This is a genomic window from Variovorax sp. F042 (assembly GCF_057814215.1).
The window spans coordinates 1-21,341 of record NZ_JBVASX010000007.1 but is presented as its reverse complement, the minus strand read 5'-3'; the positions used below and the strand labels follow the sequence as shown (position 1 = coordinate 21,341).

The window sequence follows — 21,341 nt, the reverse complement described above, 5'->3', positions numbered from 1 at the left end:
GACCACGTCGCTTTCGCGTCTTGTCCCCATGACCACCTGTGCCGCCGTCCTGGCCGCCGCGCTCACCGCCTGTGGCGGCGGAAGCGGCGGCGGCAACGTCGTCATTCCGCCGGTGACGTCGAACCCCACGCCCACCACGCCCACCACGCCCGCACCGGTGGCCAAGGGCACGCGCACCACGGTGGCCCTGCTCGAAACCACCGACCTGCACTTCAACGTGCTGAGCTTCGACTACTTCAAGGTTGCCGAAGACAAGTCGTACGGCTACGAGCGCGCGTCCACGCTGATCAACGCCGCGCGCAAGGAGTTCGCCAACACGATGCTGTTCGACAGCGGCGACACCATCCAGGGCACGGCGCTGGCCGACTACGAGGCGCTGATCAACCGAATTCCGTGCACGCAGCCGCTGTCGATGTACAAGGCGATGAACGCCACGGGCTTCGATGCCGGCACGCTCGGCAACCACGAATTCAACTACGGCCTGGAGTTTCTCAATCAGGCAATCGGCGGCGGGCTTGATGTGGATGGCGTGGACGCCACCAAGAAGTGCGTCGGGCCGAGCTTTCCGCTGGTGCTGGCGAACGTGCAGAGCGTGAAGACCGGCAAGCCGCTGCTCGCGCCGTACGTCATCCTGAACAAGCAGTTCACCGCGACCGGGCCCGACGGCAAGAGCGTTACGGTGCCGCTGAAGGTTGGCGTGATCGGCTTCACCACGCCCGGCATCATGAACTGGGACAAGCGCTACCTCGAAGGCAAGCTGCGCACTGAGGGCACGGTGGAAGCGGCAACCCGGTACATCCCCGAACTGCGCGCCAAGGGCGCCGACATCGTGGTCGCGCTGCAGCACGGCGGGATCGACGGATCGGCCTACTCGCCGACGATGGAGAACTCGGCCCTGTACCTCGCTAAGGTGCCGGGCATCGACGCGCTGATGATGGGCCACCAGCACGCCGTTTTCCCCGACCGCAGCGCCAAGCCCGGCTTCACGCAGGCCGGCGTGGACAACACGGCCGGCACCGTCAACGGTGTGCCGGCGGTGATGGCTTCGTCGTGGGGCAAGTCGCTGGGCCTCATCAAGCTGGAGCTGGAGTACGACGGCAAGGCCTGGAGCGTGGACAAGAGCAAGACCGTGGTCGACGCGCGCTCCACGCAGACAGGCAAGGACAGCGCCAACAAGGCCGTGTACGTCGATGCCGACCCTGCGATCGCTCCGCTGGTCGATACGCAGCACAAGGCCGCGATCACCTACGTGAAGACGCCTATCGGCAGTACCGACTTCCGCATGAACACCTTCTTCGCGGACGTGGGCGACCCGGGTGCGATCCAGATCGTGAACCAGGCGCAGGCCGACTACGTGAAGGCCTACATCCAGGCCAACCTGTCGCAGTACGCGAGCCTGCCGGTGCTGTCGGTGAGCGCGCCCTTCAAGTCGGGCTACGAAGGCGGTCGCGACTACACCGACGTGGCCGTGGGCAACCTGGCGATCTTCAATGCGGCCGACCTGTACCTGTACCCGAACACGGTGTATGCGGTGAAGGTGACGGGCGCGGAAATCAAGAGCTGGCTCGAAGCAGCGGCCAAGCGCTTCAACAAGATCAGCCTGACGGCCACGGCCGACCAGCAGCTCATCAGCACCTTTCCGGGCTACAACTTCGACATGTTCACCACGCCCGACGTGCAGTACGAGATCGACGTGACGCAGGACGTGGGCAGCAGGATCAAGAACCTGACGTACCTGGGCGCTGCGATCGACCCGGCGAAGGAGTTCGTCATCGCGACGAACAACTACCGTGCGACGAGCGGTGCGAGCTTCATCCCCGCGCTGGACGGGCGCGCGACGATCTATGCATCGCCGGATGCGAACCGCGACGTGCTGATCGACTACATCAAGGCCAGGAAGACCATCACGCGTGCAACCAACGGTGCGGCGCGCAGCTGGCGTTTCACGCAAGTGACGACGGCGGGGAATGTGGTGTTCACGTCGGGGCAGGGCCAACTGAGCGCTGCGACGGATGCCGGATTGACGAACATCTCGCTGCTGACGGCCGATGACGGCAGCGGCAAGGGCCGCTCGGTCTACAAGCTCGATCTGAGCCAGTAAGGCAAAAGAGAAGCCGGCGTCCCGTGCGGCTCAGCGCCGCGCGGGCGCCAGCAGCACGACGAGGGCGCCGGCCCCGCCTTCAGCAGGCTTGGCCTGTACGAAGGCGATCACTTCGTTCTTCTGGATCAGCCAGCGCTGGGTCTTGGTCTTCAGCACCGGCTGCTTGCCCGGCGAACCCAGCCCCTTGCCGTGCACCACGCGCACGCAGCGCAACCCTTGCTTGTAGGCCGTGCGGATGAAGCCGCCGAGCGCCTCCCGCGCCTCGTCGCTACGCAGCCCGTGCAGGTCGACCTGCGCCTGGATCGCCCAGTCGCCCTTGCGCAGCCGCGCCGTCACATCGGTGCCGATGCCGGGGCGGCGGAAGCTCATGGCGTCGTCCACGTCGAGCAGCGTGGTCACGTCGAACTCGTCGGAGAGCGACTCGCGCAGCACGCGCTGCTCGTCGAGCTGGTGCTGCACGGGGATGGGCGCGGGCGGCTCCGGTGCGAGCGGCACGGCGGCTTTGCGGCGCAATGGTTCGGTGGCGCCGATGGCTCGGGCGAACAGGTCTTTCTCGGCGGCGCGCTTGCGTTCGGCCGCTGCCTTGGCGGCTGCCTCGGCGGCTTCGCGCTCGCGGGTTTCGGCGAGCGCGCGCTGCACCTGCTTGAGGTCGGCGAGGTTCTTGAGCGAGGGAGCGCGCGAGCCCATCAGAGCAGCCCTCTCTCGGCCATCGAAAAACTCTGCCCGGGGCTCACGATGATGTGGTCGAGCACCCGCACGTCCACCAGCGCCAGGGCGGCTCGCAGCGTTTGCGTGAGCGACTCGTCGGCACGCGAGGGCTCGATGTTGCCGCTCGGGTGGTTGTGCGCCAGCACCACGGCCGCGGCCTGGTGGTGGATGGCACGCGTGACGACCTCGCGCGGGTAGACGCTGGTCTGCGTGAGCGTGCCGCGGAACATTTCTTCCAGCGCGATCATGCGGTGCTGCACGTCGAGGAAAACCACCGCGAAAACTTCATAGGAGCACGAGCCGATGTGCAACTGCAGGTATTGCTTCACTGCGCCGGGCGAGTCGAACACCGTGCGCTCCTTGAGCCTTTCGCCCATGGCACGGCGTGCCAGTTCGAGCACGGCGATCAGCTCGGAGCGCTTGGCGCTGCCGCCCATGCCCTTGACGGCCTTGAGGTCTTCGGCGCCGGTGTGCAGCAACCCCGAGAGCCCGCCGAAGCGCTCGAGCAGTTGCTGCGCCAGCTGCAGCACGTTCTTGCCCGCAACTCCGGTGCGCAGCAGCAGGGCCAGCAGCTCGGCATCGGCCAGCGCGGACGCTCCCCGCGAGATGAGTTTTTCGCGGGGACGGGCGTCTAGGGGGAGATCCTTGAATGACATGAAACCCTGGGGGTGAAACCTTGGCGGAGCCGGGTGGAAGCCCCGGTCCTTAAAATGAGGCCCAGTTTATCGGGACACCCACCTTGTCTTTGCCCACCTCCGCTGCCCCCATGTCCCAAGTCGTGACTTCCGGCTCCTTTCTGACCCTGCATTACCGGCTGGCCGGCCCGGCGGGCGACATCATCAATACTTTCGCCGACAAACCCGCGACCCTGTCGCTCGGCACCGGCGAGCTTTCTCCTGCCATGGAGCAGCGCCTGATGGGCCTGGAAGAGGGCACGCACGCCACCTTCGAGCTGCCCGCAGGCGAGGCTTTCGGCGACCGCAACCCCGACATGCAGCAGTGGGTGGCCAGGAAGCTGCTCGCGCAGATGGGCGACCCCGACGAGCAGTACGCCGTTGGCGACGTCGTGCAGTTCCCCACGCCCGACGGCACCGGCAGCTACGCCGGCGCGGTGATCGAGTCGAACGAGACCGGTGTGCGCTTCGACTTCAATCATCCACTGGCCGGCCAGCCCGTCACCTTCGAAGTGAAGCTGATCGGGGTGCTATGAACTCCGAGATCTCAGAAGTCATCCTGGCCGAGCCGCGCGGCTTCTGCGCGGGTGTCGACCGCGCCATCGAGATCGTCGAGCGCGCCATCGCCAAGTTCGGCGCGCCGATCTACGTGCGCCACGAGATCGTGCACAACACCTACGTGGTGAACGAGCTCAAGGCCAAGGGCGCGATCTTCATCGAGGAACTGTCCGACGTGCCTCCCGGCGCCACGCTGGTGTTCAGCGCGCACGGCGTGAGCAAGGCCGTGGAGCAGGAGGCGCGCGACCGCGGCTTCGAGATCTTCGACGCCACCTGCCCGCTGGTGACCAAGGTGCACGTCGAGGTGGCCAAGCTCGCGAAAGAGGGCTACGAGTTCATCATGATCGGCCACAAGGGTCACCCCGAGGTCGAGGGCACGATGGGACAGCTGTCGAGTGGCATCCATCTCGTAGAGGACGTGGGTGACGTGGCGAAGGTCTCGCCGGCGCAGACCTCCAAGCTGGCGGTAGTCACCCAGACCACGCTGAGCGTGGACGACGCCGCCGAGATCGCCGCCGCGGTGCGCGCGCGCTTTCCCGAGGTGCGCGAGCCCAAGCAGCAGGACATCTGCTACGCCACCCAGAACCGCCAGGACGCGGTGAAGATCATGAGCCCGCAGGTCGACCTCGTGATCGTGGTCGGCAGCCCCACCAGCTCCAACAGCAACCGGCTGCGCGAACTGGCGCAGCGGCTGGGCACCCAGAGCTACATGGTCGATTCGGCCGAAGAGCTGAAACCCGAGTGGTTCGAGGGCAAGACGCGCATCGGCCTCACGGCTGGCGCCTCGGCCCCCGAAGTGCTGGTGCGCGAGGTGATCGACCGCGTGCGCGCGTTCGGCGCGGTGTCGGTCCGCAAGATGGACGGCATCGAGGAAACCATCAAGTTTCCGCTCCCCAAGGGCCTCAAGCTCGACGACATTCCGCCTCCAGGACACATCTCTTGAACGATACGAAAACAACCGACTGGCGCTCTGAAATAGACAGCGCCGCCCGAAGGCTGAGCGAACGCGCCGGCCACTTCCTGCGCGAAACCCCGCTGTGGAAGCTGCCGGCAAGCGCCTTCGGCATTGAGGTGCCGGGCGCGGAGATCTGGCTCAAGCTCGAGCACATGCAGGTCAGCGGCAGCTTCAAGGCGCGCGGCATGATGAACCGGCTGCTGGCCAACGACATTCCGCAAAGCGGCGTGGTCGTGGCCTCGGGTGGCAATGCGGGGATTGCCACGGCCGCCGCTGCGCGCGCGCTGGGTGTGCCTTGCCAGGTGTTCCTGCCCGGCGTGTCGCCCGAAGCCAAGCGCGCGCGTCTGCGTGCGCTGGGGGCGGAAGTGGTCGTGGTCGGCGAGCTGTATCCCGATGCGCTGGCCGCCTGCCTGACGCGCCAGAAGGAATCCGGCGCATTGCTTACGCATGCCTACGACCAGCCCGAAGTGGTGGCCGGCGCGGGCACGCTGGGCCGCGAGATCGAACAGCAGAGCGGTCTGCCCGATTCGGTGCTCGTGAGCGTGGGCGGTGGCGGCCTGATCGGCGGCCTTGCCGGCTGGTTCGAGAAGCGCGCCCGCGTGGTGGCGCTCGAACCCGAGAAAGCGCCCACGCTGCTCCGTGCCCGCGAAGCCGGCGAGCCGGTCGACGTGGAAGTGGGCGGCATCGCGGCCGATTCGCTCGGCGCACGCCGCATCGGTGCCATTTCCTGGGAGATCACGCAGCAGCAGGTGCAAGACGCGCTGCTGCTGTCCGACGAATCCATCCGCGCAGCCCAGCAGTGGCTCTGGAAAGAGCTGAAGCTGGCGGTGGAGCCGGCCGCCGCGCTGCCGCTCGCTGCACTACAGACCGGCGCCTACGTGCCGCGCGAAGGCGAAAAGGTGTGCCTGATCGTCTGCGGGGCGAACGTCGATCCTGCGACGGTTGCCTGATCGGTTCTTACTTCTCGCAGTTGACCATCCAGGCGACGCCGAACTTGTCGGTGAGCATGCCGAAGCCCGTCGCCCAGAACTGCGGGCCGTAGGGCATCGTCACTTTGCCGCCTTCGGCCAGCGCGTCGAACAGCTTCTTGCCTTCGTCGACGTTGTCGGCTTGCACCGATAGAGAGAAGCCCTTGTAGCCCTCGAAGGGCCACTCGGGTGGTGCATCCGAGGCCATCAGCTTGTGGCCGCGGGCCTCGAGCGTGGCGTGCATGATCTTGTCCTTGTAGGAGGCCGGCGTCTGGGCCCCCGCCGGGCTTTCGCCGAAGGTCATGCTGAAGACGACCTTGCCGTCCAGCGCCTTGGCATAGAACGCGAGCGCTTCGGCGGCATTGCCGTTGAATGTCAGATAGGCTTCCATCGTTTTTCCCTTCGAGATGGGTGGGTGGGAGCGCGATGCTACGCCCACCTAAAATCCCCCCATGCTTGACATCACCCTGCTCCGCAAAGACCTGGCCTCCGCTGTGGCTGGCCTCGAAAAACGCAAGAAGAACCAGCCGTATCTCGACGTGTCGGCGTTCACCGCGCTCGAGGCCGAGCGCAAGACGCTGCAAACCCGCACCGAGGAAATCCAGGCGCGCCGTAACACGCTGAACAAGCAGATCGGCCCGCTCAAGGCCAAGGGCGAGTCGGTCGATGCTCTGATGGCCGAAGTCAATGCGCTGAAGGCCGAGCAAGAGTCGCAATCGAAGCGCCTCGAAGAAATCCAGCCCGAGTTGCACGCGCTGCTGCTCGCCGTGCCCAACCTGCCGCACGCCAGCGTGCCGGTCGGCGAGGACGAGACAGGCAACGTCGAAATGCGCCGCTGGAGCCCGCAAGGCGGCGCCGGCGCCAATGCCACGCCGCTGGCCTTCGCGCCGAAGGACCACGTCGACCTGGGCGCGCCGCTGGGCCTCGACTTCGAGATGGGCGCCAAGCTCGCGGGTTCGCGCTTCACCGTCATGAAGGGTCCGATCGCCCGCCTGCACCGCGCCCTCGCGCAGTTCATGCTCGACATCCAGACCGAGAAGCACGGCTACAGCGAGTGCTACGTGCCCTACATCGTCAATGCCGCCACGCTCAGCGGCACCGGCCAGCTGCCCAAGTTCGAAGGCGACCTGTTCGCCGCGAAGAAGGGCGGCCAGGACGGCGAACCCGCGCCCGACCATTCGGCGCTGTACCTCATTCCCACCAGCGAAGTGCCGCTGACCAACTTCGTGCGCGACGAGGTGGTGGCCGAGTCGCAACTGCCGATCAAGCTCACTGCCCACACGCCGTGCTTCCGCTCCGAGGCCGGCAGCGCGGGCCGCGACACGCGCGGCATGATCCGCCAGCACCAGTTCGACAAGGTCGAGATGGTGCAGATCGTGCACCCCGAGAAGAGCTACGACGCGCTCGAACAGATGACCGGCCATGCCGAAGCCGTGCTGCAGGCGCTGGAGCTGCCGTACCGCGTCGTGCTGCTGTGCACCGGCGACATGGGCTTCGGCTCCACGAAGACCTACGACCTCGAAGTCTGGCTGCCGGCGCAGGACACCTACCGCGAGATCAGCTCCGTCTCGAACTGCGAGGCCTTCCAGGCGCGCCGCCTGCAGGCGCGTTTCAAGAATGCGCAGGGCAAGAACGAGCTCGTGCACACGCTCAACGGCTCCGGCCTCGCTGTGGGCCGCACGCTGGTGGCCGTGCTGGAAAACCACCAGAACGAGGACGGCTCGATCAACGTGCCTGCGGCGTTGCGTCCGTACCTCGGCGGGCTCGAAGTTCTGCGCGGTTGATCGCAGGGAGCTTCAAAAGCCCAATTTTTGTCTGCTATAATCGCAGGCTCGACAGCACCGGAGAGGTGGCAGAGTGGTCGAATGTACCTGACTCGAAATCAGGCGTACTAGCGATAGTACCGAGGGTTCGAATCCCTCCCTCTCCTCCAAGAAGTCAATAAACAAGCGCCTTTCGGGGCGCTTTTTTATTTCTTACACCATCGTTCCTACCAATTCGATTGACAGCTGGTTGCGGCCTAAAAGGCATCGCCTCCAACCCCTGCAGGGGTTGGACTTGTCTGTGCTTCCCCCGTCGCTAGGTAGCGGGCCACCGACGCCGCGCACGTCCGCTTCAGACTGAGCTGTGTGAAACGCAGTGCAGTCGACACTCCTCGGAAGATCGACCTCTCAGCCTGCCTCAGGCTGCGCTTTCTCGCATTCCCGTCTTGCGGCTGTATAGCAAGAATCCTACGTACGGGTGCTACAGCAGCGGCGGTAGCAGGTCCGGCGGGGGCGGAGGTTCAAGGGCGAAGTGGTCGCGGCCAGGATCGTCGGTTTCGTACACGCCAGCTCAGGTGGCATCGCTCACGCCGGTTCGTGCAGAGGTAGAAGCACGGGCGGCGGTGCCTGACCTTCGCGATTGCTTCCTGTGCCACGCATGGGGCGACCGGCAAGGGCCTGCCAAGGAGTTGCACGATTTGCTCGAAGCGGCTGGCGTCAAGGTCTGGTTCAGCGAGAAAGATCTAGGCCTGGGTGTGCCCATGATGCGTGCAATCGACAAGGGCTTGGCTGCTTCGAAAATTAGGCTGGTTCTGGTAACCCCAGCGCTTCTGAAGCGACTCCCTGCTGAGGGCGTGGCCGACAAGGAGCTCTCCACCCTCCTTTCGGGTACCCGTGGCAGACGTCCCTGACCTTCAGGCCAACAAGATCGCAGCCTCGCAGCTTGCTGTCCAGGCCCAAGTTGAAGAGAGCGAGTTCGCGCACTCGGCCCTCCAGTTGCAGCCGCACCCGCAGCGCCCAAATGTCCTTGAGCTTGAAAGGCGCCTTCTGGCCGACGATCTTGCCCTTGTTCCAGGGCGCGCGGCAGGTTGCAGCGTTTGCAGATTCCATGATGGTCTCCCATCGAGTTGAGGGAGCCTGAGCATGCGCGGTCAGGACTGGAACTGTCCTGAATGCCGCGTCCAAGCGGCGCCTGCTCTCCACTGGGTTAGGCATCAGCTTTCGCGGCTATGTTTGACCTACGGCAAGGGGCACAATCGGCCACAAGCATCGGTGATCGGGCGGGTTGATTGACCTGCGGAGTTCTCTTCCTAGACTCGTAAATCCACTACGAAGGAGAGCTTGAATGACCTACTTCACCGGAATCGATGTGTCCCTGAGATCCGTCTCGATCTGCGTCGTAGACGACCGTGGCGAGGTCTGCCGAGAGGCGAAGATCGACGCGCATGTCGATGTGATCGTCGATTGGCTGCGCAGCTTCAGTCCTGAGTTGAACTCCGTCGGCTTCGAAGCCGGCGCGCTGAGTCAGTACCTCACCTACGGCCTGCAGGCCGCGGGCTTCGAAGTCATCTGCCTGGAAGCCCGACAGGTCAAGAACACCCTGGACGCCATGCGCAACAAGACCGACCGCAACGACGCGCGCGGCATCGCGCAGATCCTGCGCACCGGCTGGTACAGCCGCGTGCACATCAAGAGCCTACACAGCCACCGCGTGCGCGCGCTGCTCGCCAGCCGCAAGGCGATCCTGGCAAAGTGCGTCGACCTCGAGAATGAGCTGCGTGGTCTTCTGCGCGTGTTCGGCATCCGACTGGCGCCGCGCGTGGGCCATGGATCCTTCGATGCCCAGGTGCGCTCAACCTTCGCCGATGACGAGACGCTGTCCTGCGCGCTGGTGCCTCTGCTGGACGCAAGGACCGTGCTCTACAAGACCTACCTGAAGCTGGACAACGCAGTCAAGGCGCTGACCAAGGCGGATCCGCTGTGCGTGCGGCTCATGTCCATCCCGGGCGTCGGTCCTGTGACGGCACTCACCTTCAAGTCGGCCGTGGATGATCCCGTCCGGTTCAAGGCGTCGCGCACGGTGGCAGCCCACTTCGGCCTGACGCCCAAACGCTACCAGTCCGGCGAGATGGACAACCCTGGTCACATCTCGCGAGCTGGCGATGCCGATGTGCGGTCGGCGCTCTATGTGGCGGCGCACTCGCTGCTCACGCGCAACGCGCAGTGGTCGTCGTTGAAAGCCTGGGGAATGCGGCTTGCCAAGACAAGAGGCCATCGACGTGCGGTGATCGCTGTGGCGCGCAAGCTGGCCGTCATCCTGCACCGCATGTGGGTAGATGGCTCCGAGTTCCGATGGGGAGCACAGGAGCCTGTCGCCGTGAAGGCGTGACTGTGCGGGTCAGGTGCATTGACTGACGAAAGGAATCGAGGATTGAGCGTTCAGGTGTAGACGATGGTCCGGATGAAGCCGTATATGACTGCTGCGCTGCAAAGCGCGTCCAAAAGCGTGGCTCTCCGCTCCGTCTGACCAATGCGTGCAGCGCCGACCTTCGGGTCGGGACCGACTGCGTAGAGAAGCGTGAACTGCACCGAGACGTTCTGTTCGACGAAACCAAATACCGAGATACTCTGCGCTTGACAAACCGGCCCGATCAGAGAAGCTGTCGTTCTCCGTGCCGCGGGTAATGTCCGGTTCAGACGCGAAAGCAGCCACCTGAACGCAGACTCGATGTCGATGCTGCTCAGTTTTCGGCGATGCGCTGCCGTGGGCGGGCTTGGGTTTGTCACGTTCCAGACAATTCCGCTGCTCTTTTGAGTGCCTAAGACGACTGACCTTCCCGCGGTATTCCCGTGACAGTGACGGGCGAAGGTGAACGTGTGGCCCGTTTGAAGATCGACGGCGAAATTCCGGTGTGCTCCTTGAAGAAGCGCGAGAAATTCCCCGGGGCCGAGAACCCGAGGTCGAGCGCAACGTCGGTGAGCTTGCCGCCATCGCTCACCCTGCGCATCGCCTCCTCGACGCGCACGCCGCTCCAGAACACCTGGGGCGTCGTGTGCAACTGGTCGCGGAACAGCGCGAAGAAATGCGCGCGCGAGAGGCCGACCTTGGCCGCGATTTCGTCGATCGTCGTCTTCTCGGAAACATGCGCCCGCATGTGCGCGATGGCGGCACGCAATCGGTGATCGAGCGTGACGCCAATGCCGCCGGCGACCGGCGCCGCATCGCCGCCCGTGGCAGAGGCGGCGATGGCCGCTTCGAGCAGCCGCTCGACCTCCTTGTCGATGTGCTCGCGTGCCGCGCCGGTGGAGATCATCAAATCCAGCACCCGCCAACACGAACGCCGCAGCGCATCGCCGATGGGCACGCGCGGTGATGGAAATCTAAAGCTCCGGTCCTTCGCCAGGCCGAGTTCGTCGAGCCAATCCTTCTTGATCATGAAGACGATGAACAGGCTCGATCCGTTGTCCTCCAGGCGAACCATGTCGTGCGCCTCGAAGGCGTTCACGCCGAGCGCCACGCTTTCGCTGTAGCCGACGACTTCGGTGCCGACATGCGCGCAGGCCCGCGCGCCGCCCAGCCAGAGGGCGAGCTGTGTTTCGGAGTGCGCGTGCGCCACCAGGTTGGCGCTCGCTTCCAGGACGATCGCGGTGCCGAACGCGCCTTCGTGGAGTGCATAGGCTTCCTGCATCTGTGCGCGCTTCATCGGGTTGGTTTCGGGTCGGCCGATTGTTCTCCCGCGCAGCGCCGGCTCGGGCAGCGCATCGGGTAAGTCCTTAGAAGCACACCAGACGATTCGATACGCCGCCGGACCAGCCGATAAGCGCCGCCGGCCCGTGATTTCTAAAGTTGGCGCATCGCTAAAACACAGGAGCAAACCTTCATGCGAATCGCCACTTTCACGAGCGAAGGCCACCGCAAGGTGGGCCTCGTTTCCACCGACGGCAAGACCGTCACGCCACTGCAGCTCACGCCGGAGCAGGCAGACAGCGGCGTGCTGACGCTGATCGAAATTCTCGCCAGGGGCGGATCGCTTCCGAAGGCATCGGGGCCCGCAGTCGACTTGGGCGAGGTGGTGCTCGATGCACCGCTGCCCAAGCCGCGGCGCAATCTGTGGTGCGTCGGCCGCAACTACCACGCGCACGCCAAGGAGCTGTCGGCCTCGGTGTTCAAGGACAACGCCGCCAAGACCGACGAGTGGCCCATCGTCTTCACCAAGGTGCCCGAGTGCGTCGTGGGCCCGCACGACGAGGTGCTGGTTCCCGCCGGGGTGTCGGCGCAGATCGACTACGAGGCCGAACTGGCCGTGGTCATCGGCAAGGGCGGCAAGAACATCGCGCGCGATGCGGCGATGTCGCATGTGTTCGGCTACACGGTGGTCAACGACGTGACGGCGCGCGACGTGCAGATGCGCCACGGGCAATGGGACCTGGGCAAGTCGTTCGACACCTTCTGCCCGATGGGCCCGTGGATCGTGACGGCCGACGAGTTCGACGGCACCAAAACGCGCGTGCGTTGCTGGGTCAACGGCGAGTTGCGTCAGGACGGACCGACCGAGAACATGATCTTCGACATTCCCACGCTCATCGAGACGATCTCGCGCGGCATCACCCTCTACCCCGGCGATGTCATCGCCACGGGCACGCCGGCCGGTGTGGGCATGGGCATGAACCCACCGCGCTACCTGCGTGCCGGTGACGTGGTGCGCGTCGAGATCGACCGGCTCGGCGCCATCGAGAACAAGTTCGTCTGAAGGTGCCGCACATGACGACTCAAGTATTGAACGGGCTCGCCGTCGAGATCGATGGGGAAGGCGAGGCGCTGCTGTGCATCCACGGGCTGGGCGGATCGTCGAACAACTGGACGCCCGTGTTGCCGGCGCTCGGCGGTTTTCGGCGCATCAGGCCCGACCTGCCGGGCAGCGCGAGGTCACCGCTGCCGGCCGATGGCAAGGGCTTGTCGATCGACGGCTACGTCGATGCGATGCTGCGGCTGCTCTCGGCGCTCGACATCGCATCGGTGCATGTGATGGCGCATTCGCTCGGAACCATCGTCGCGCAGCACCTCGCGGTGCGCAGCCCCGGCGCCGTGAAATCGCTGGCGCTGTTCGGCCCGCTGGCGGCGCCACCGGATGCGGCGCGCCCAAACATCGCGGCGCGTGCCAACGCAGCGCGCGGCGGCACGGCTGCCATGCAGGAGATCGCCGATGCGATCGTGAAGGGCGCGACGAGCACGCAGACGAAGGAACAGCAGCCGGCGGTGCTCGCCCTGGTGCGCGAGAGCGTGATGCGCCAGCCGGCCGAGGGCTATGCGCAAAGTTGCGCGGCGCTGGCCGAAGCGCAATCGGCCGCGCTCGAACGCCTCGATGCGCCGACGCTCCTGGTCACCGGGGACCAGGACGGCGTGGCCCCGGTGGCCAACGTCCAGGCGATGCAGGCACGCATCGCCGGCAGCCGGCTCGTCGTGCTCGAGGGATGCGGCCACTGGACCACCTTCGAACAACCGCAGCGCTGCATGCAGGCGCTCGAAGCCTTCTACGCGGCGCCTCGTTGAGACACAACCCGTTCGATTGAACCGCCCGATTTCGATAACCCATTTCCGGCACACCACGCGCTGGAGGAGACAACGATGACCCGTATTGCATTCACCAACGTCCGCATCTTCGACGGCTCGGGCGAGGAGCCCTACGCCGGTGACCTTCTGGTCGAGGGAAAATGCATCGTCGAGGTGGCGCGCTTTCCACGCCGCGTGAGCACCGATGACGCGCGCGTGATCGATGGCAAGGGCCGCTTTCTCATGCCGGGCATGACCGAGGCCCACACGCATTTCTCGTGGAACGACCAGCCGTCGCTCGCGGCCATCCAGTTCATGCCGCCTGAGGAACACATGCTCTGGTGCGTGCGGGTGGCCAAGCGCTACCTCGACATGGGGTGGACATCGGCCATCGGCGCGGCCGCGGCCAAGCCGCGGCTGGACGTGGTGCTGCGCAATGCCATCAATGCGGGTGAGTTCCCCGGCCCGCGCTACCTTGCGGGCAGCCAGGAGATCACCACCATCGGCGCCCTGGGCGACAACACGCTGCCGCACATGAAGTTCGAGGAGCTGAGCTTTGGCAGCGTGTGTAGCGGGCCCGAAGAGATCCGCAGGTCGGCGCGCACCTTCATCAAGTACGGGGTGGACCATCTGAAGATCAATCTGTCGGGCGAGTACATCGCGGGCTTGCCGGCCGAGATGTCGCCCTTTGCCGAAGACGAAGTCGCCATGCTCGCGCAGGAGGCCAAGCGCTACGGCAAGCGCATGGCTGCACACGCGCGGTCGAGCGAGTCGGTCAAGCAGTGCGTGCGCCACGGCATCGAGATGGTCTACCACGCGAGCTTCGCGGATGCCGAGGCACTCGACATGCTTGAGGCCGCGAAAGACAAGCACTTTGTCGCGCCCGGCATCGGCTGGCTGATTCGCACGACCTACAACGCCGCCGAGTACGGCATCACTGAGGCCGTGGCGACGCAGATGGGCTACAAGCGCGAGCTGGAAATCGCATCGGCCTCGCTGCGCGAGATGCACAAGCGCGGCATTCGCATCCTACCGGGTGGCGACTACGGCTTTGCATGGATGCCGCACGGCACCAATGCCAACGACCTTCAGTACTTTGTCGACTACATCGGCATGACGCCGAAGGAGGCGTTGATGGCGGCAACGCGCCTGGGCGGCGAGATCATGTTGCGGCCCGACGAACTGGGGCAATTGAAGGCGGGCTTTCTTGCCGACATCGTCCTCATCGACGGCGATCCGCTGCAAGACCTGTCGTTGCTGACGGACCCGGCAAAGGTGCAACTGGTCATGAAGGATGGCGTGATCCACAAGGACTGCGCGACGCCCGTGCCATCGCATGCCGCGCTGCATCTGGAGGGCGGTGACACGCCGCTGCAGGAACAAGGCGTCAAGGAAGCCTTGGCAGAGATGCACTGACTTCGACTGGCCCGGCTGCTCGTTCATGGTTGCGGCGGGCGGCCGCTTTCACAGCGTAAGCGGTCGATCGCTGGCTCTCTTTGTAATTCAGCACTGGGCCCGTTCACGACGGCGGCCCGACCGGCTACAGTCGGCCAGAACCGGTCACTCAGGCTGTTCGTCAAAATCCACCAAACGTAGAAGCCCATCAGAGGAAAAATGACATTGCTCCATCGTGTATCGATCTCGATTACTGCGCTTCTGATCTGCACCGCCGCCATCAGTCAAGAAGCGCGGATTGGCAAAGCCGAGGCGATAGTCGACGTGTTCCAGGCGATGGATGCCCGGCAGATCGTTAAGGTCGTGGCCGAAGACCTCATACGTCAAAGTGGGGACTATCAGTTCCGTGCGCAATACGAAGAATTCCTTTCGGACGTCGCTAAATCTCCAGAGTACCGAGCGGCCAAGGCTTCGGCGTATGCCCGGGTCTTCACCGAAGACGAGTTGGATGGCATCTTGACCCTTGCCAAAAACCCGGTCTTCCAGATGTACCAAGAGAGAAGTGGTGAGCTACAAAAGGAATCACGCTTGGCATTGGCGAGCGTTCTCCGGCCAAAGGCGATGGAATTCGCAAGGAAGATCGAAGTGCTCAAGGCCGCGGGCTCCAAACGCTAAGGGTTGGTGTAAGTTGAGCCGTTTTCCTCCAGCTGGAGACGGCCATACCCGGTCGGTCGGCGCGCCGACACAACGGGACCACCCAGTGGCAATAGTGAGTAGCCGAGTTGGCACGCGCTGCGGAAGCCGACGAAATCGGGGCATGAATGCTTGAGCATCAATTCGACAAATCCGTGAGCCGCATCGTTGAGCCGGTCGTGGCACCCTGGGGTTTTACGGCTGGTGGCGGGCGTGGTTGCACTTTCCATCGGCAGGTGCGCGATGACCTGTTCCACTTCATCCACTTTGCCGACAGCAAGCCAAGGGCCGTCACGTAGTGGCGAGGCATTGGCGCAGATGCCAGCGAGACTCGCGCGTTCACAACCAGGCTGTGACAGTCTACAGTTGGCCAAAGACCGGTCGGTCGGCCGGCCGTGCCGCAGAGATCACCAGAAACCGGACGCTCGCGGCACGCGCACAACGCCTTGATCGGTGGTCTGCGGCGCATCAGATGAAGTGCGCGCTCATAGATTGGCGAACGAAAAAGAACAGGCTTAAGGATGCCCATGATCCTCGATAGCGTTTTGCTCCGTCCAGACGAGTACGAGAAATTCTCACTTGATGAGCCTTGGCGGTGGCACGTGCCGAGCGACTTCACCCTTCTGCACATCACCGTTCTGGGGCATATGTTTTTCTCCGACTGCGGCGCTCGCATTTGGTTCTTGGACAGCTGGTCCGGTCACCTATACCGAATCAGTGACGACGAAGACGAATTCAGCAGGCAAGTTACTGGCGATGCCGAGTTTTTCAGTGCACTGTTCTTTGATGAGTTGCTGGGGAGCCTGACCGCGGCCGGACTTGAGCGCCGGGCCGGCGAGGTATTCGCTCCATTCGTCTCACCCGCACTCGGTGGCTCGCTCGGCGCAAGCAACTTCTCTTTGGCCCCGGTCCGAGCATATGCAGCCACGTCTTCAGCAGAAGCGCGCGCCGTTGCATTCGGGAACTCGGGCACGTGAAAGACTCTCTTGCTAAGCGCCGGAATCGGCCACAACCAGACATTCGACCCAAGCCTCTGAATTCGATGAAATCTGCGCTTTCCGTCAACGCCGCACTTGATGAACTAGCGACCCTAGTAGGTCAGGACGTCGCCTTGGAGGGCATCCTATGCTTCGAGTTCGAAGGAACGGCTTTGGACCACTTTCCCAAGGCAGAGCGCCGCAACGCGCAAGATGAAGGTCCGCTGGAGGCATCGAGTGTGTGGCTGAGCGTTGGTTCAGGTGCCTTGCAATTCAACGAGGAGCAGCTTCGCCGATGGCATGGTAAACGGGTCATGGTGCTCGGCACCTTGCTCGGTCCCGATGAAACGCTCGGAGGGTGTGGCCATTTGTCGGCATTCCCTGCCGAAGTGCTAGCCCGCTCCATCGAGCGGCTCTAGCCGGCCAGGACCAGTCATTCGACAGCTTGCTTCAATTCACACGAAGGCGCTCCATGGGGCCGTCCGCCCGTGGCGCTAATGCGTAGCGCACCCTTCAGACCTCAGGTTGAACACCCGGCGGTGCCCGGTACACCAACACCTTCAACGACCGCTCGTCGGACACGTCGGGAAAGCTGCTTGGATTCGCCAGTCTTTCCACGAAATCCAGCTCCGGCGCCAGTGCGCTCATTTGCTCTTGCAGGAATTTTGGTCCCAGTTCTGGGGCATTGAGGCATAGCAGGACAAGGCCGTCGGGCTCCAGCAGGTCAGGCAAGCGCTTAATCAGCCGGGCGTAGTCCTTGGTCGCAACGAAACTTCCCTTTTGATAGCTTGGTGGGTCAACGATGACCAGCCCGTAAGGGCCTCCGCGCGCGATTTTTCCCCACGAACTGAAAAGGTCATGAGGGAGGAAGCTCGCGCCGGCGAGCACGCCGTTGGCGCGGTGGTTCTGTTGCCCCACGGCCAGAGCGCCCTTGCTCATGTCCAGGTTGGTGACGTGCCGGGCCCCTGCCTGCAATGCGACCACCGAAAACGCGCAGGTGTAAGCAAACAGGTTGAGCACCTTGACGCGCGACCGGGCGTCTGGGCGCGCCTTCACAAACGCACGAACCCAGCGCCGTCCTTCGGCCATGTCGAGAAACAGCCCGTGGTTCTGGCCCCGGCCCACGTTAACGCGATAGCGAGCGCCCTCCTCGGTGACCCAATGCGGGTCGGGCACCGAACCGCCCATAAGTCGTGTGCTGCTCTGGCCTTCATGCCGGCACTGAAACACCCATTGCAGCGTTTCACCCGGTGCCAACTGTGACCAGCGACGCTCCAGTGCGGCGCCAATTGCAGCCAGTTCGCCGTCGGTCGCAGGCTTGAAGCTGGTCAACACCCAAACCGGCGGGAAAAAGTCGAGCGACAAGTGAGCGCACTCGGGATGAAGCCCACCGCGGCCGTGGAAGATGCGCTGCGCATCCACCGGTGCGGACATTGAAGCGATTGCGTCGAACAGGGGCTGCATAGGCATAGGCTCCCATTCTGACCGGATATCGCGGTGGTCCTGGCCTCGCTAGCATGAAGCTGGTATGACGACCTTCGGCCAGGAGCGGACCTTCGCGGCGCCCGCACAACGGAGTGCTATGAACATCGCTGGAGTGCGTGCACGGCAACCGGCGAGCATCAACAATCGGCAAACATTCGACGACGAACTTTCATGAGCAGCTTGCCAGGGCTTTACCAGTTGATCCTCAGCACAGCGGGGGCGATCTTCTTGTCGACCGCCGCAATGGCAGCGACCACCGTAGAGCTTGTTGAAGATCCTTGTCCGCCTCCGCCGCTGGGATACCGGATTGGAATTTTCGATGACGGGCGAGTCGAAATGAATGGGTCTACCATCTCGACCGCGGCGTTCAAGCGCATCGTCGAAAGTCTTAAGCCGGACACGCTGATCTGCTGGTATCGCGATCGCCCGGAGAGCGACGATCCGCCTCCCAACGCTTGGACGTTGTCAAGGTACTTGCTTCAGATTCACCCGCGTCCACGAGTTGAGTATTTTTGGGATCCCGCTTTCTTGCAACGAATCGTCATCCCTTGACTAAACATTCGATTGCAGGAAACGGCCAAGGCCGGACAGTCGACGGCGAGGCAGAATTTGCCCCAACGCGACCATTTGGTTTCAGTGGATCCATCCAAAATCGAGGACTCATATCCATGATCGAGCGCAATGAACATGACTGGCGCTGCTGAGGTTGACGCCACGATTCGCGAGGTTCGGAGTGCTGCTGCAATGCGCGGTGCCGGCGCGGTTCAAGCGCTTGACCGAGCGCTGGCAGACCTCGTTGCCCGTCCCACTGCTGCCTATATTGGTCCGCTGCTTCTACTACTGGATGACGAGGCCGACTATGACGAGGCCATGTTCTCGCTCATCCATGTGGCAGAGGCGTTCACCGACGCTGAATACGTCGCAGGGCTTCTTCAGGTCCTGTCTGACATGAGAGCGAGAGCTCCCAAGTGGGCTTCGATAGTGCTGATGCGTGTTCTGAACAGTGCGTCCGCCCGAGCTGCGCTTGTTCGAAAGCTTCGCGAGGCCGATTCGCCGACGAAGCAAGCTTCGTTGTGGTTGTGCGAGCGCATCAACGAACGAAGCCCAACGTTTTTGGCCCAAACCACTGCTGTCATGCTCGCGGCGCAAACTGCATGACAGACGGTTGTCGGCCAGGAGAGGACGTTCAGCGCATCGGGCCGAACGTCCGCTTCAGACTGCGACTGACGCTCACCCTCAAGCTCCATCCAGAAACTTCAACGTAACGGAGTGGCCGCCCTATGAACAACAGAAAGGCGCCGGCGAAGATTCTGCCCACGAGCTTTGATGATTCCAGTAGTCGGGTCAACGCTTCACTCCCAGTCAACAACTAGCGGCAGTTACCCGCGAGTTTTCCCGGCGGGTGTCTTAGCCCTTTTCGCGACGCGCTGTCGCTCCAGGGCGCGTGCCGGGGCTACGTCGTGCTGGCTTGCCCGCAAGGTGAAATCGCAGGTCTTCACGGCCAGCTCGACGATGCGCGCCAGCGCGGGGCTGGCGTTGTCGCGCCGGTAGACCGCGCTGTAGACCAGCGGCGGCGGCATCGGATCGCTCTTGACCACGCGCAGCAGGCCGCTGCGGATGTCGGGGCGCACGTAGTCGAGCGCCTGCTGGCTCAGGCCGAAGCCGCTGATTGTCAACTCGCGCAGCACCGTGGTGCTGTTCGTCAGCATGACCTTGCCGAAGCGAAAGCCGTGTTCCGCGCGCCAGGCTTCATAGAACCTGTTCTTCGAGGCGCCCGCGGGCTGCTCGATCACCGGGTAGTCGGCAAACTCGTGCGGCTTCAGTGCGCGGGCGGGAATCTGCAGGCGCGGGCTTGCGATCCAGACCTGATCGACCTCTGCGACCTTGATCGATTCGAAGGCCTTGCCCCAGAAGGTGCCAGGCATGACGGCCAGGTCGAGCTTGTTGGCTTCGAGGCGCTCGAAGAGCGTGAGGCCCGCATCCACCACGGGCTCGATCGTCACCTGGGGATGGAGCTTCTGGAGCAGCTGGATCAGGCGGGCGAGCCAGGTCATCGCGATGAGCTCCGTCACGCCGACGCGGAAGGTGCCGCGCAGCGTCTTGTCGACGCTGATGTCATGCGCAATGCGTTGCCAGAGGCGCTGAGCCTCTTCCGCGAGCGGCAGCAATTCGCGGCCGACTTGGGTCAGCTCCAGGCCGTGCGAGGTGCGATGCAGCAAGGGGCCGCCCAGCGACTCTTCCAATTCCGCCAGGCGCTTGGAGACCGCCGATTGCGTGGTGTGCAGCTTCACCGCCGCAGCGCTGAAGCTCTGGAGCCTGGCACTGAAGAGAAAGGCCTCCAACTGCTTGAAGGTGAAGTTCATCCGGCGGAATGTACATCCATAGCTGCCCAGGAAAAAAAGGAATAGCGTGCCTCGCCGATTTCTCGTTTGTCCCGCGGCAAACAGACTTCGATACTCCGTGCATGCTTCACATCGCACCACGCCTGAACCGAATCAAACCGTCCCCCAGTTCCATGGCGGGCCAAAGGGCGCGTGAGCTGCGCGCGACCGGCCGGGACATCCTCAGCCTGACCGCCGGCGAGCCCGACTTCGAGACGCCCGCACACGTCAAGGAAGCGGCCATTCGCGCCATGGCGGCCGGCCAGACACGCTACACGGACGTAGGCGGCACACCGGCGCTGAAGGAGGCCATCGCAGGCAAGTTCCTGGGCGAGAACCAGCTGACCTATGCATCGAACGAAATCATCGTCGGCACCGGGGCAAAGCAGGTGATCTTCAACGCGCTCATGTGCACGGTTGCGGCGGGTGACGAGGTGATCGTGCCAGCGCCGTACTGGGTGTCCTACCCGGACATCGCGCTGCTCGCCGGCGGCGTTCCGGTCTGCGTCGACTGCCCGGCGGCCACGGGCTTCAAGCTCCAGCCCGAGGACCTGGAACGCGCCATCACCGGCAGGACGCGCTGGCTGATGCTGAATTCGCCGAACAACCCAAGCGGGGCGACCTACACGCGGGCAGAGTTGCAGGCGCTGGCCGAGGTCCTGCGCCGCCATCCGCATGTCTGGATACTGACCGACGACATCTACGAGCACCTCATCTATGGCAACGCCGGCTTCGCCACCATGGCGCAGGTGGCTCCCGACCTCAAGGACCGCACGCTGACGGTGAACGGCGTTTCCAAGGCCTACGCCATGACGGGTTGGCGCATCGGCTACGGCGCAGGGCCGTCGGCGCTCATCAAGGCGATGGTCAAGCTTCAGTCGCAGAGCACCTCGGGGCCGAACTCGATCGCCCAGGCGGCGGCCATCGCGGCGCTCACGGGCCCGCAAGATTCCATTGCTACTAACCGGCGCGAATACGCGCAACGGCGCGACACGGTGGTTGCGGTGTTAGCGCCAGTGCAATCGAGATCAGCAGTGCCAGTCGAACATTGACCAGGGGCTGGAGCTGGTTCCGGTAGGAGCCAGCTGTGGATAACTATAGGTTGGATGCCTCGGTAGGTCCTCCTTTTCTT

The 21,341-nt window shown here is 63.9% G+C and carries 22 protein-coding genes, 1 tRNA gene and 2 pseudogenes; 17 read left to right on the top strand and 8 right to left on the bottom strand.

Features of this window, described 5'->3' with window-relative positions; all coding sequences use genetic code 11:
- Positions 1 to 28: 28 nt before the first annotated feature.
- Positions 29 to 2,101 (top strand): bifunctional 2',3'-cyclic-nucleotide 2'-phosphodiesterase/3'-nucleotidase, encoded by a 2,073-nt coding sequence (locus ACZYSP_RS21400; protein ID WP_489016691.1) that lies wholly within the window; start codon positions 29 to 31, stop codon positions 2,099 to 2,101.
- A gap of 30 nt (positions 2,102 to 2,131) precedes the next feature.
- Here ACZYSP_RS21400 and ACZYSP_RS21395 read toward each other — a convergent pair whose 3' ends face one another.
- Positions 2,132 to 2,788, bottom strand: coding sequence for a Smr/MutS family protein (locus ACZYSP_RS21395; RefSeq protein WP_093057969.1), 657 nt, complete (start codon positions 2,786 to 2,788; stop codon positions 2,132 to 2,134).
- Positions 2,788 to 3,465 (bottom strand): RadC family protein, encoded by a 678-nt coding sequence (radC, locus tag ACZYSP_RS21390; RefSeq protein WP_489016419.1) that lies wholly within the window; start codon positions 3,463 to 3,465, stop codon positions 2,788 to 2,790. The genes ACZYSP_RS21395 and radC overlap by 1 nt, the downstream gene beginning before the upstream one ends.
- A 110-nt stretch (positions 3,466 to 3,575) precedes the next feature.
- On the opposite strand from radC, the gene ACZYSP_RS21385 reads away from it, so the two are divergent.
- The 3 genes from ACZYSP_RS21385 to ACZYSP_RS21375 are packed head-to-tail and all read left to right on the top strand — an operon-like array spanning position 3,576 to position 5,946.
- A complete protein-coding gene (locus tag ACZYSP_RS21385; RefSeq protein ID WP_093057967.1) occupies positions 3,576 to 4,019 on the top strand; it encodes an FKBP-type peptidyl-prolyl cis-trans isomerase in 444 nt (147 codons plus the stop codon).
- A complete protein-coding gene (gene ispH / locus ACZYSP_RS21380) occupies positions 4,016 to 4,984 on the top strand; it encodes a 4-hydroxy-3-methylbut-2-enyl diphosphate reductase (protein ID WP_093057966.1) in 969 nt (322 codons plus the stop codon). Before ACZYSP_RS21385 ends, ispH begins: the two co-directional genes overlap by 4 nt.
- Complete coding sequence (locus ACZYSP_RS21375; RefSeq protein WP_489016416.1) at positions 4,981 to 5,946, top strand: threonine/serine dehydratase; 966 nt, start codon at positions 4,981 to 4,983, stop codon at positions 5,944 to 5,946. The genes ispH and ACZYSP_RS21375 overlap by 4 nt, the downstream gene beginning before the upstream one ends.
- Before the next feature lie 7 nt (positions 5,947 to 5,953).
- Here the strand turns inward: ACZYSP_RS21375 and ACZYSP_RS21370 are convergent, their stop codons facing one another.
- A complete protein-coding gene (locus tag ACZYSP_RS21370) occupies positions 5,954 to 6,355 on the bottom strand; it encodes a VOC family protein (protein WP_097198271.1) in 402 nt (133 codons plus the stop codon).
- 61 nt (positions 6,356 to 6,416) lie between these two features.
- Here ACZYSP_RS21370 and serS point away from each other — a divergent pair, with 61 nt between their 5' ends.
- The 3 genes from serS to ACZYSP_RS21355 all read left to right on the top strand — a co-directional run bounded on the left by serS (position 6,417) and on the right by ACZYSP_RS21355 (position 8,638).
- A complete protein-coding gene (gene serS / locus ACZYSP_RS21365) occupies positions 6,417 to 7,748 on the top strand; it encodes a serine--tRNA ligase (RefSeq protein WP_093178624.1) in 1,332 nt (443 codons plus the stop codon).
- Positions 7,749 to 7,807: 59 nt separating this feature from the next.
- Positions 7,808 to 7,897: transfer RNA gene (locus tag ACZYSP_RS21360), tRNA-Ser, on the top strand.
- Positions 7,898 to 8,302: 405 nt separating this feature from the next.
- Entirely contained in the window at positions 8,303 to 8,638 is a 336-nt protein-coding gene (locus ACZYSP_RS21355) for a toll/interleukin-1 receptor domain-containing protein (protein WP_489016413.1), read from the top strand.
- Here the strand turns inward: ACZYSP_RS21355 and ACZYSP_RS21350 are convergent.
- Positions 8,619 to 8,837, bottom strand: a pseudogene (locus ACZYSP_RS21350) (integrase); the annotation flags it as partial. The gene ACZYSP_RS21355 and the pseudogene ACZYSP_RS21350 overlap by 20 nt on opposite strands.
- Before the next feature lie 235 nt (positions 8,838 to 9,072).
- On the opposite strand from ACZYSP_RS21350, the gene ACZYSP_RS21345 reads away from it, so the two are divergent.
- Positions 9,073 to 10,116 (top strand): IS110 family RNA-guided transposase, encoded by a 1,044-nt coding sequence (locus tag ACZYSP_RS21345; protein WP_489016411.1) that lies wholly within the window; start codon positions 9,073 to 9,075, stop codon positions 10,114 to 10,116.
- Between the two features lie 430 nt (positions 10,117 to 10,546).
- Here the strand turns inward: ACZYSP_RS21345 and ACZYSP_RS21340 are convergent, their stop codons facing one another.
- Positions 10,547 to 11,641 (bottom strand): helix-turn-helix domain-containing protein, encoded by a 1,095-nt coding sequence (locus ACZYSP_RS21340; protein WP_489016409.1) that lies wholly within the window; start codon positions 11,639 to 11,641, stop codon positions 10,547 to 10,549.
- Here ACZYSP_RS21340 and ACZYSP_RS21335 point away from each other — a divergent pair.
- From ACZYSP_RS21335 to ACZYSP_RS21320, 4 genes are all read left to right on the top strand, one after another.
- Positions 11,609 to 12,478, top strand: a complete 870-nt coding sequence (locus tag ACZYSP_RS21335) for a fumarylacetoacetate hydrolase family protein (RefSeq protein WP_395321526.1) — start codon at positions 11,609 to 11,611, stop codon at positions 12,476 to 12,478. The genes ACZYSP_RS21340 and ACZYSP_RS21335 overlap by 33 nt on opposite strands.
- Before the next feature lie 11 nt (positions 12,479 to 12,489).
- On the top strand, positions 12,490 to 13,278 hold the full coding sequence (locus tag ACZYSP_RS21330) for an alpha/beta fold hydrolase (protein ID WP_489016407.1): 789 nt from the start codon (positions 12,490 to 12,492) through the stop codon (positions 13,276 to 13,278).
- Between the two features lie 75 nt (positions 13,279 to 13,353).
- Positions 13,354 to 14,694 carry a metal-dependent hydrolase family protein gene (locus tag ACZYSP_RS21325; protein ID WP_489016405.1) on the top strand — a complete coding sequence of 447 codons (1,341 nt, stop codon included), beginning with the start codon at positions 13,354 to 13,356 and terminating at the stop codon, positions 14,692 to 14,694.
- Between the two features lie 198 nt (positions 14,695 to 14,892).
- Positions 14,893 to 15,348 (top strand): DUF2059 domain-containing protein, encoded by a 456-nt coding sequence (locus ACZYSP_RS21320; protein ID WP_489016403.1) that lies wholly within the window; start codon positions 14,893 to 14,895, stop codon positions 15,346 to 15,348.
- On the opposite strand, the gene ACZYSP_RS21315 is transcribed toward ACZYSP_RS21320, so the two are convergent.
- The gene (locus ACZYSP_RS21315; RefSeq protein WP_489016401.1) at positions 15,345 to 15,623 is read right to left on the bottom strand and encodes a hypothetical protein; all 279 of its coding nucleotides are present in this window, start codon (positions 15,621 to 15,623) and stop codon (positions 15,345 to 15,347) included. The genes ACZYSP_RS21320 and ACZYSP_RS21315 overlap by 4 nt on opposite strands.
- 270 nt (positions 15,624 to 15,893) lie before the next feature.
- Here ACZYSP_RS21315 and ACZYSP_RS21310 point away from each other — a divergent pair, with 270 nt between their 5' ends.
- Entirely contained in the window at positions 15,894 to 16,343 is a 450-nt protein-coding gene (locus tag ACZYSP_RS21310) for a hypothetical protein (protein WP_489016399.1), read from the top strand.
- A 65-nt stretch (positions 16,344 to 16,408) separates the two neighbouring features.
- Positions 16,409 to 16,762 (top strand): hypothetical protein, encoded by a 354-nt coding sequence (locus ACZYSP_RS21305; protein WP_489016397.1) that lies wholly within the window; start codon positions 16,409 to 16,411, stop codon positions 16,760 to 16,762.
- A 94-nt stretch (positions 16,763 to 16,856) separates the two neighbouring features.
- On the opposite strand, the gene ACZYSP_RS21300 is transcribed toward ACZYSP_RS21305, so the two are convergent.
- On the bottom strand, positions 16,857 to 17,807 hold the full coding sequence (locus ACZYSP_RS21300) for a class I SAM-dependent methyltransferase (protein WP_489016395.1): 951 nt from the start codon (positions 17,805 to 17,807) through the stop codon (positions 16,857 to 16,859).
- A gap of 192 nt (positions 17,808 to 17,999) precedes the next feature.
- On the opposite strand from ACZYSP_RS21300, the gene ACZYSP_RS21295 reads away from it, so the two are divergent.
- Together ACZYSP_RS21295 and ACZYSP_RS21290 are read left to right on the top strand one after the other, a co-directional pair.
- A complete protein-coding gene (locus ACZYSP_RS21295; RefSeq protein WP_489016393.1) occupies positions 18,000 to 18,380 on the top strand; it encodes a hypothetical protein in 381 nt (126 codons plus the stop codon).
- A 129-nt stretch (positions 18,381 to 18,509) separates the two neighbouring features.
- Positions 18,510 to 18,986, top strand: a complete 477-nt coding sequence (locus ACZYSP_RS21290) for an Imm30 family immunity protein (RefSeq protein ID WP_489016391.1) — start codon at positions 18,510 to 18,512, stop codon at positions 18,984 to 18,986.
- A gap of 221 nt (positions 18,987 to 19,207) precedes the next feature.
- Here the strand turns inward: ACZYSP_RS21290 and ACZYSP_RS21285 are convergent, their stop codons facing one another.
- The gene (locus ACZYSP_RS21285) at positions 19,208 to 20,191 is read right to left on the bottom strand and encodes a LysR family transcriptional regulator (RefSeq protein ID WP_489016389.1); all 984 of its coding nucleotides are present in this window, start codon (positions 20,189 to 20,191) and stop codon (positions 19,208 to 19,210) included.
- Between the two features lie 101 nt (positions 20,192 to 20,292).
- Between ACZYSP_RS21285 and ACZYSP_RS21280 the strand changes: the two are divergent.
- Positions 20,293 to 21,228, top strand: a pseudogene (locus ACZYSP_RS21280) (pyridoxal phosphate-dependent aminotransferase); the annotation flags it as partial.
- Positions 21,229 to 21,341 lie beyond the last annotated feature (113 nt).

Coding starts and splice junctions, on each gene's coding strand:
- ACZYSP_RS21335 (WP_395321526.1), top strand. CDS start 11,609: ATGCGAATCGCCACTTTCACGAGCGAAGGCCACCGCAAGGTGGGCCTC.
- serS (WP_093178624.1), top strand. CDS start 6,417: ATGCTTGACATCACCCTGCTCCGCAAAGACCTGGCCTCCGCTGTGGCT.
- ACZYSP_RS21395 (WP_093057969.1), bottom strand. CDS start 2,788: ATGGGCTCGCGCGCTCCCTCGCTCAAGAACCTCGCCGACCTCAAGCAG.
- ACZYSP_RS21345 (WP_489016411.1), top strand. CDS start 9,073: ATGACCTACTTCACCGGAATCGATGTGTCCCTGAGATCCGTCTCGATC.
- ACZYSP_RS21400 (WP_489016691.1), top strand. CDS start 29: ATGACCACCTGTGCCGCCGTCCTGGCCGCCGCGCTCACCGCCTGTGGC.
- ACZYSP_RS21290 (WP_489016391.1), top strand. CDS start 18,510: ATGAACATGACTGGCGCTGCTGAGGTTGACGCCACGATTCGCGAGGTT.
- ACZYSP_RS21325 (WP_489016405.1), top strand. CDS start 13,354: ATGACCCGTATTGCATTCACCAACGTCCGCATCTTCGACGGCTCGGGC.
- ACZYSP_RS21300 (WP_489016395.1), bottom strand. CDS start 17,807: ATGCAGCCCCTGTTCGACGCAATCGCTTCAATGTCCGCACCGGTGGAT.
- ACZYSP_RS21330 (WP_489016407.1), top strand. CDS start 12,490: ATGACGACTCAAGTATTGAACGGGCTCGCCGTCGAGATCGATGGGGAA.
- ACZYSP_RS21295 (WP_489016393.1), top strand. CDS start 18,000: ATGAGCAGCTTGCCAGGGCTTTACCAGTTGATCCTCAGCACAGCGGGG.
- ACZYSP_RS21285 (WP_489016389.1), bottom strand. CDS start 20,191: ATGAACTTCACCTTCAAGCAGTTGGAGGCCTTTCTCTTCAGTGCCAGG.
- ispH (WP_093057966.1), top strand. CDS start 4,016: ATGAACTCCGAGATCTCAGAAGTCATCCTGGCCGAGCCGCGCGGCTTC.
- ACZYSP_RS21370 (WP_097198271.1), bottom strand. CDS start 6,355: ATGGAAGCCTATCTGACATTCAACGGCAATGCCGCCGAAGCGCTCGCG.
- ACZYSP_RS21310 (WP_489016399.1), top strand. CDS start 15,894: ATGATCCTCGATAGCGTTTTGCTCCGTCCAGACGAGTACGAGAAATTC.
- radC (WP_489016419.1), bottom strand. CDS start 3,465: ATGTCATTCAAGGATCTCCCCCTAGACGCCCGTCCCCGCGAAAAACTC.
- ACZYSP_RS21305 (WP_489016397.1), top strand. CDS start 16,409: ATGAAATCTGCGCTTTCCGTCAACGCCGCACTTGATGAACTAGCGACC.
- ACZYSP_RS21385 (WP_093057967.1), top strand. CDS start 3,576: ATGTCCCAAGTCGTGACTTCCGGCTCCTTTCTGACCCTGCATTACCGG.
- ACZYSP_RS21320 (WP_489016403.1), top strand. CDS start 14,893: ATGACATTGCTCCATCGTGTATCGATCTCGATTACTGCGCTTCTGATC.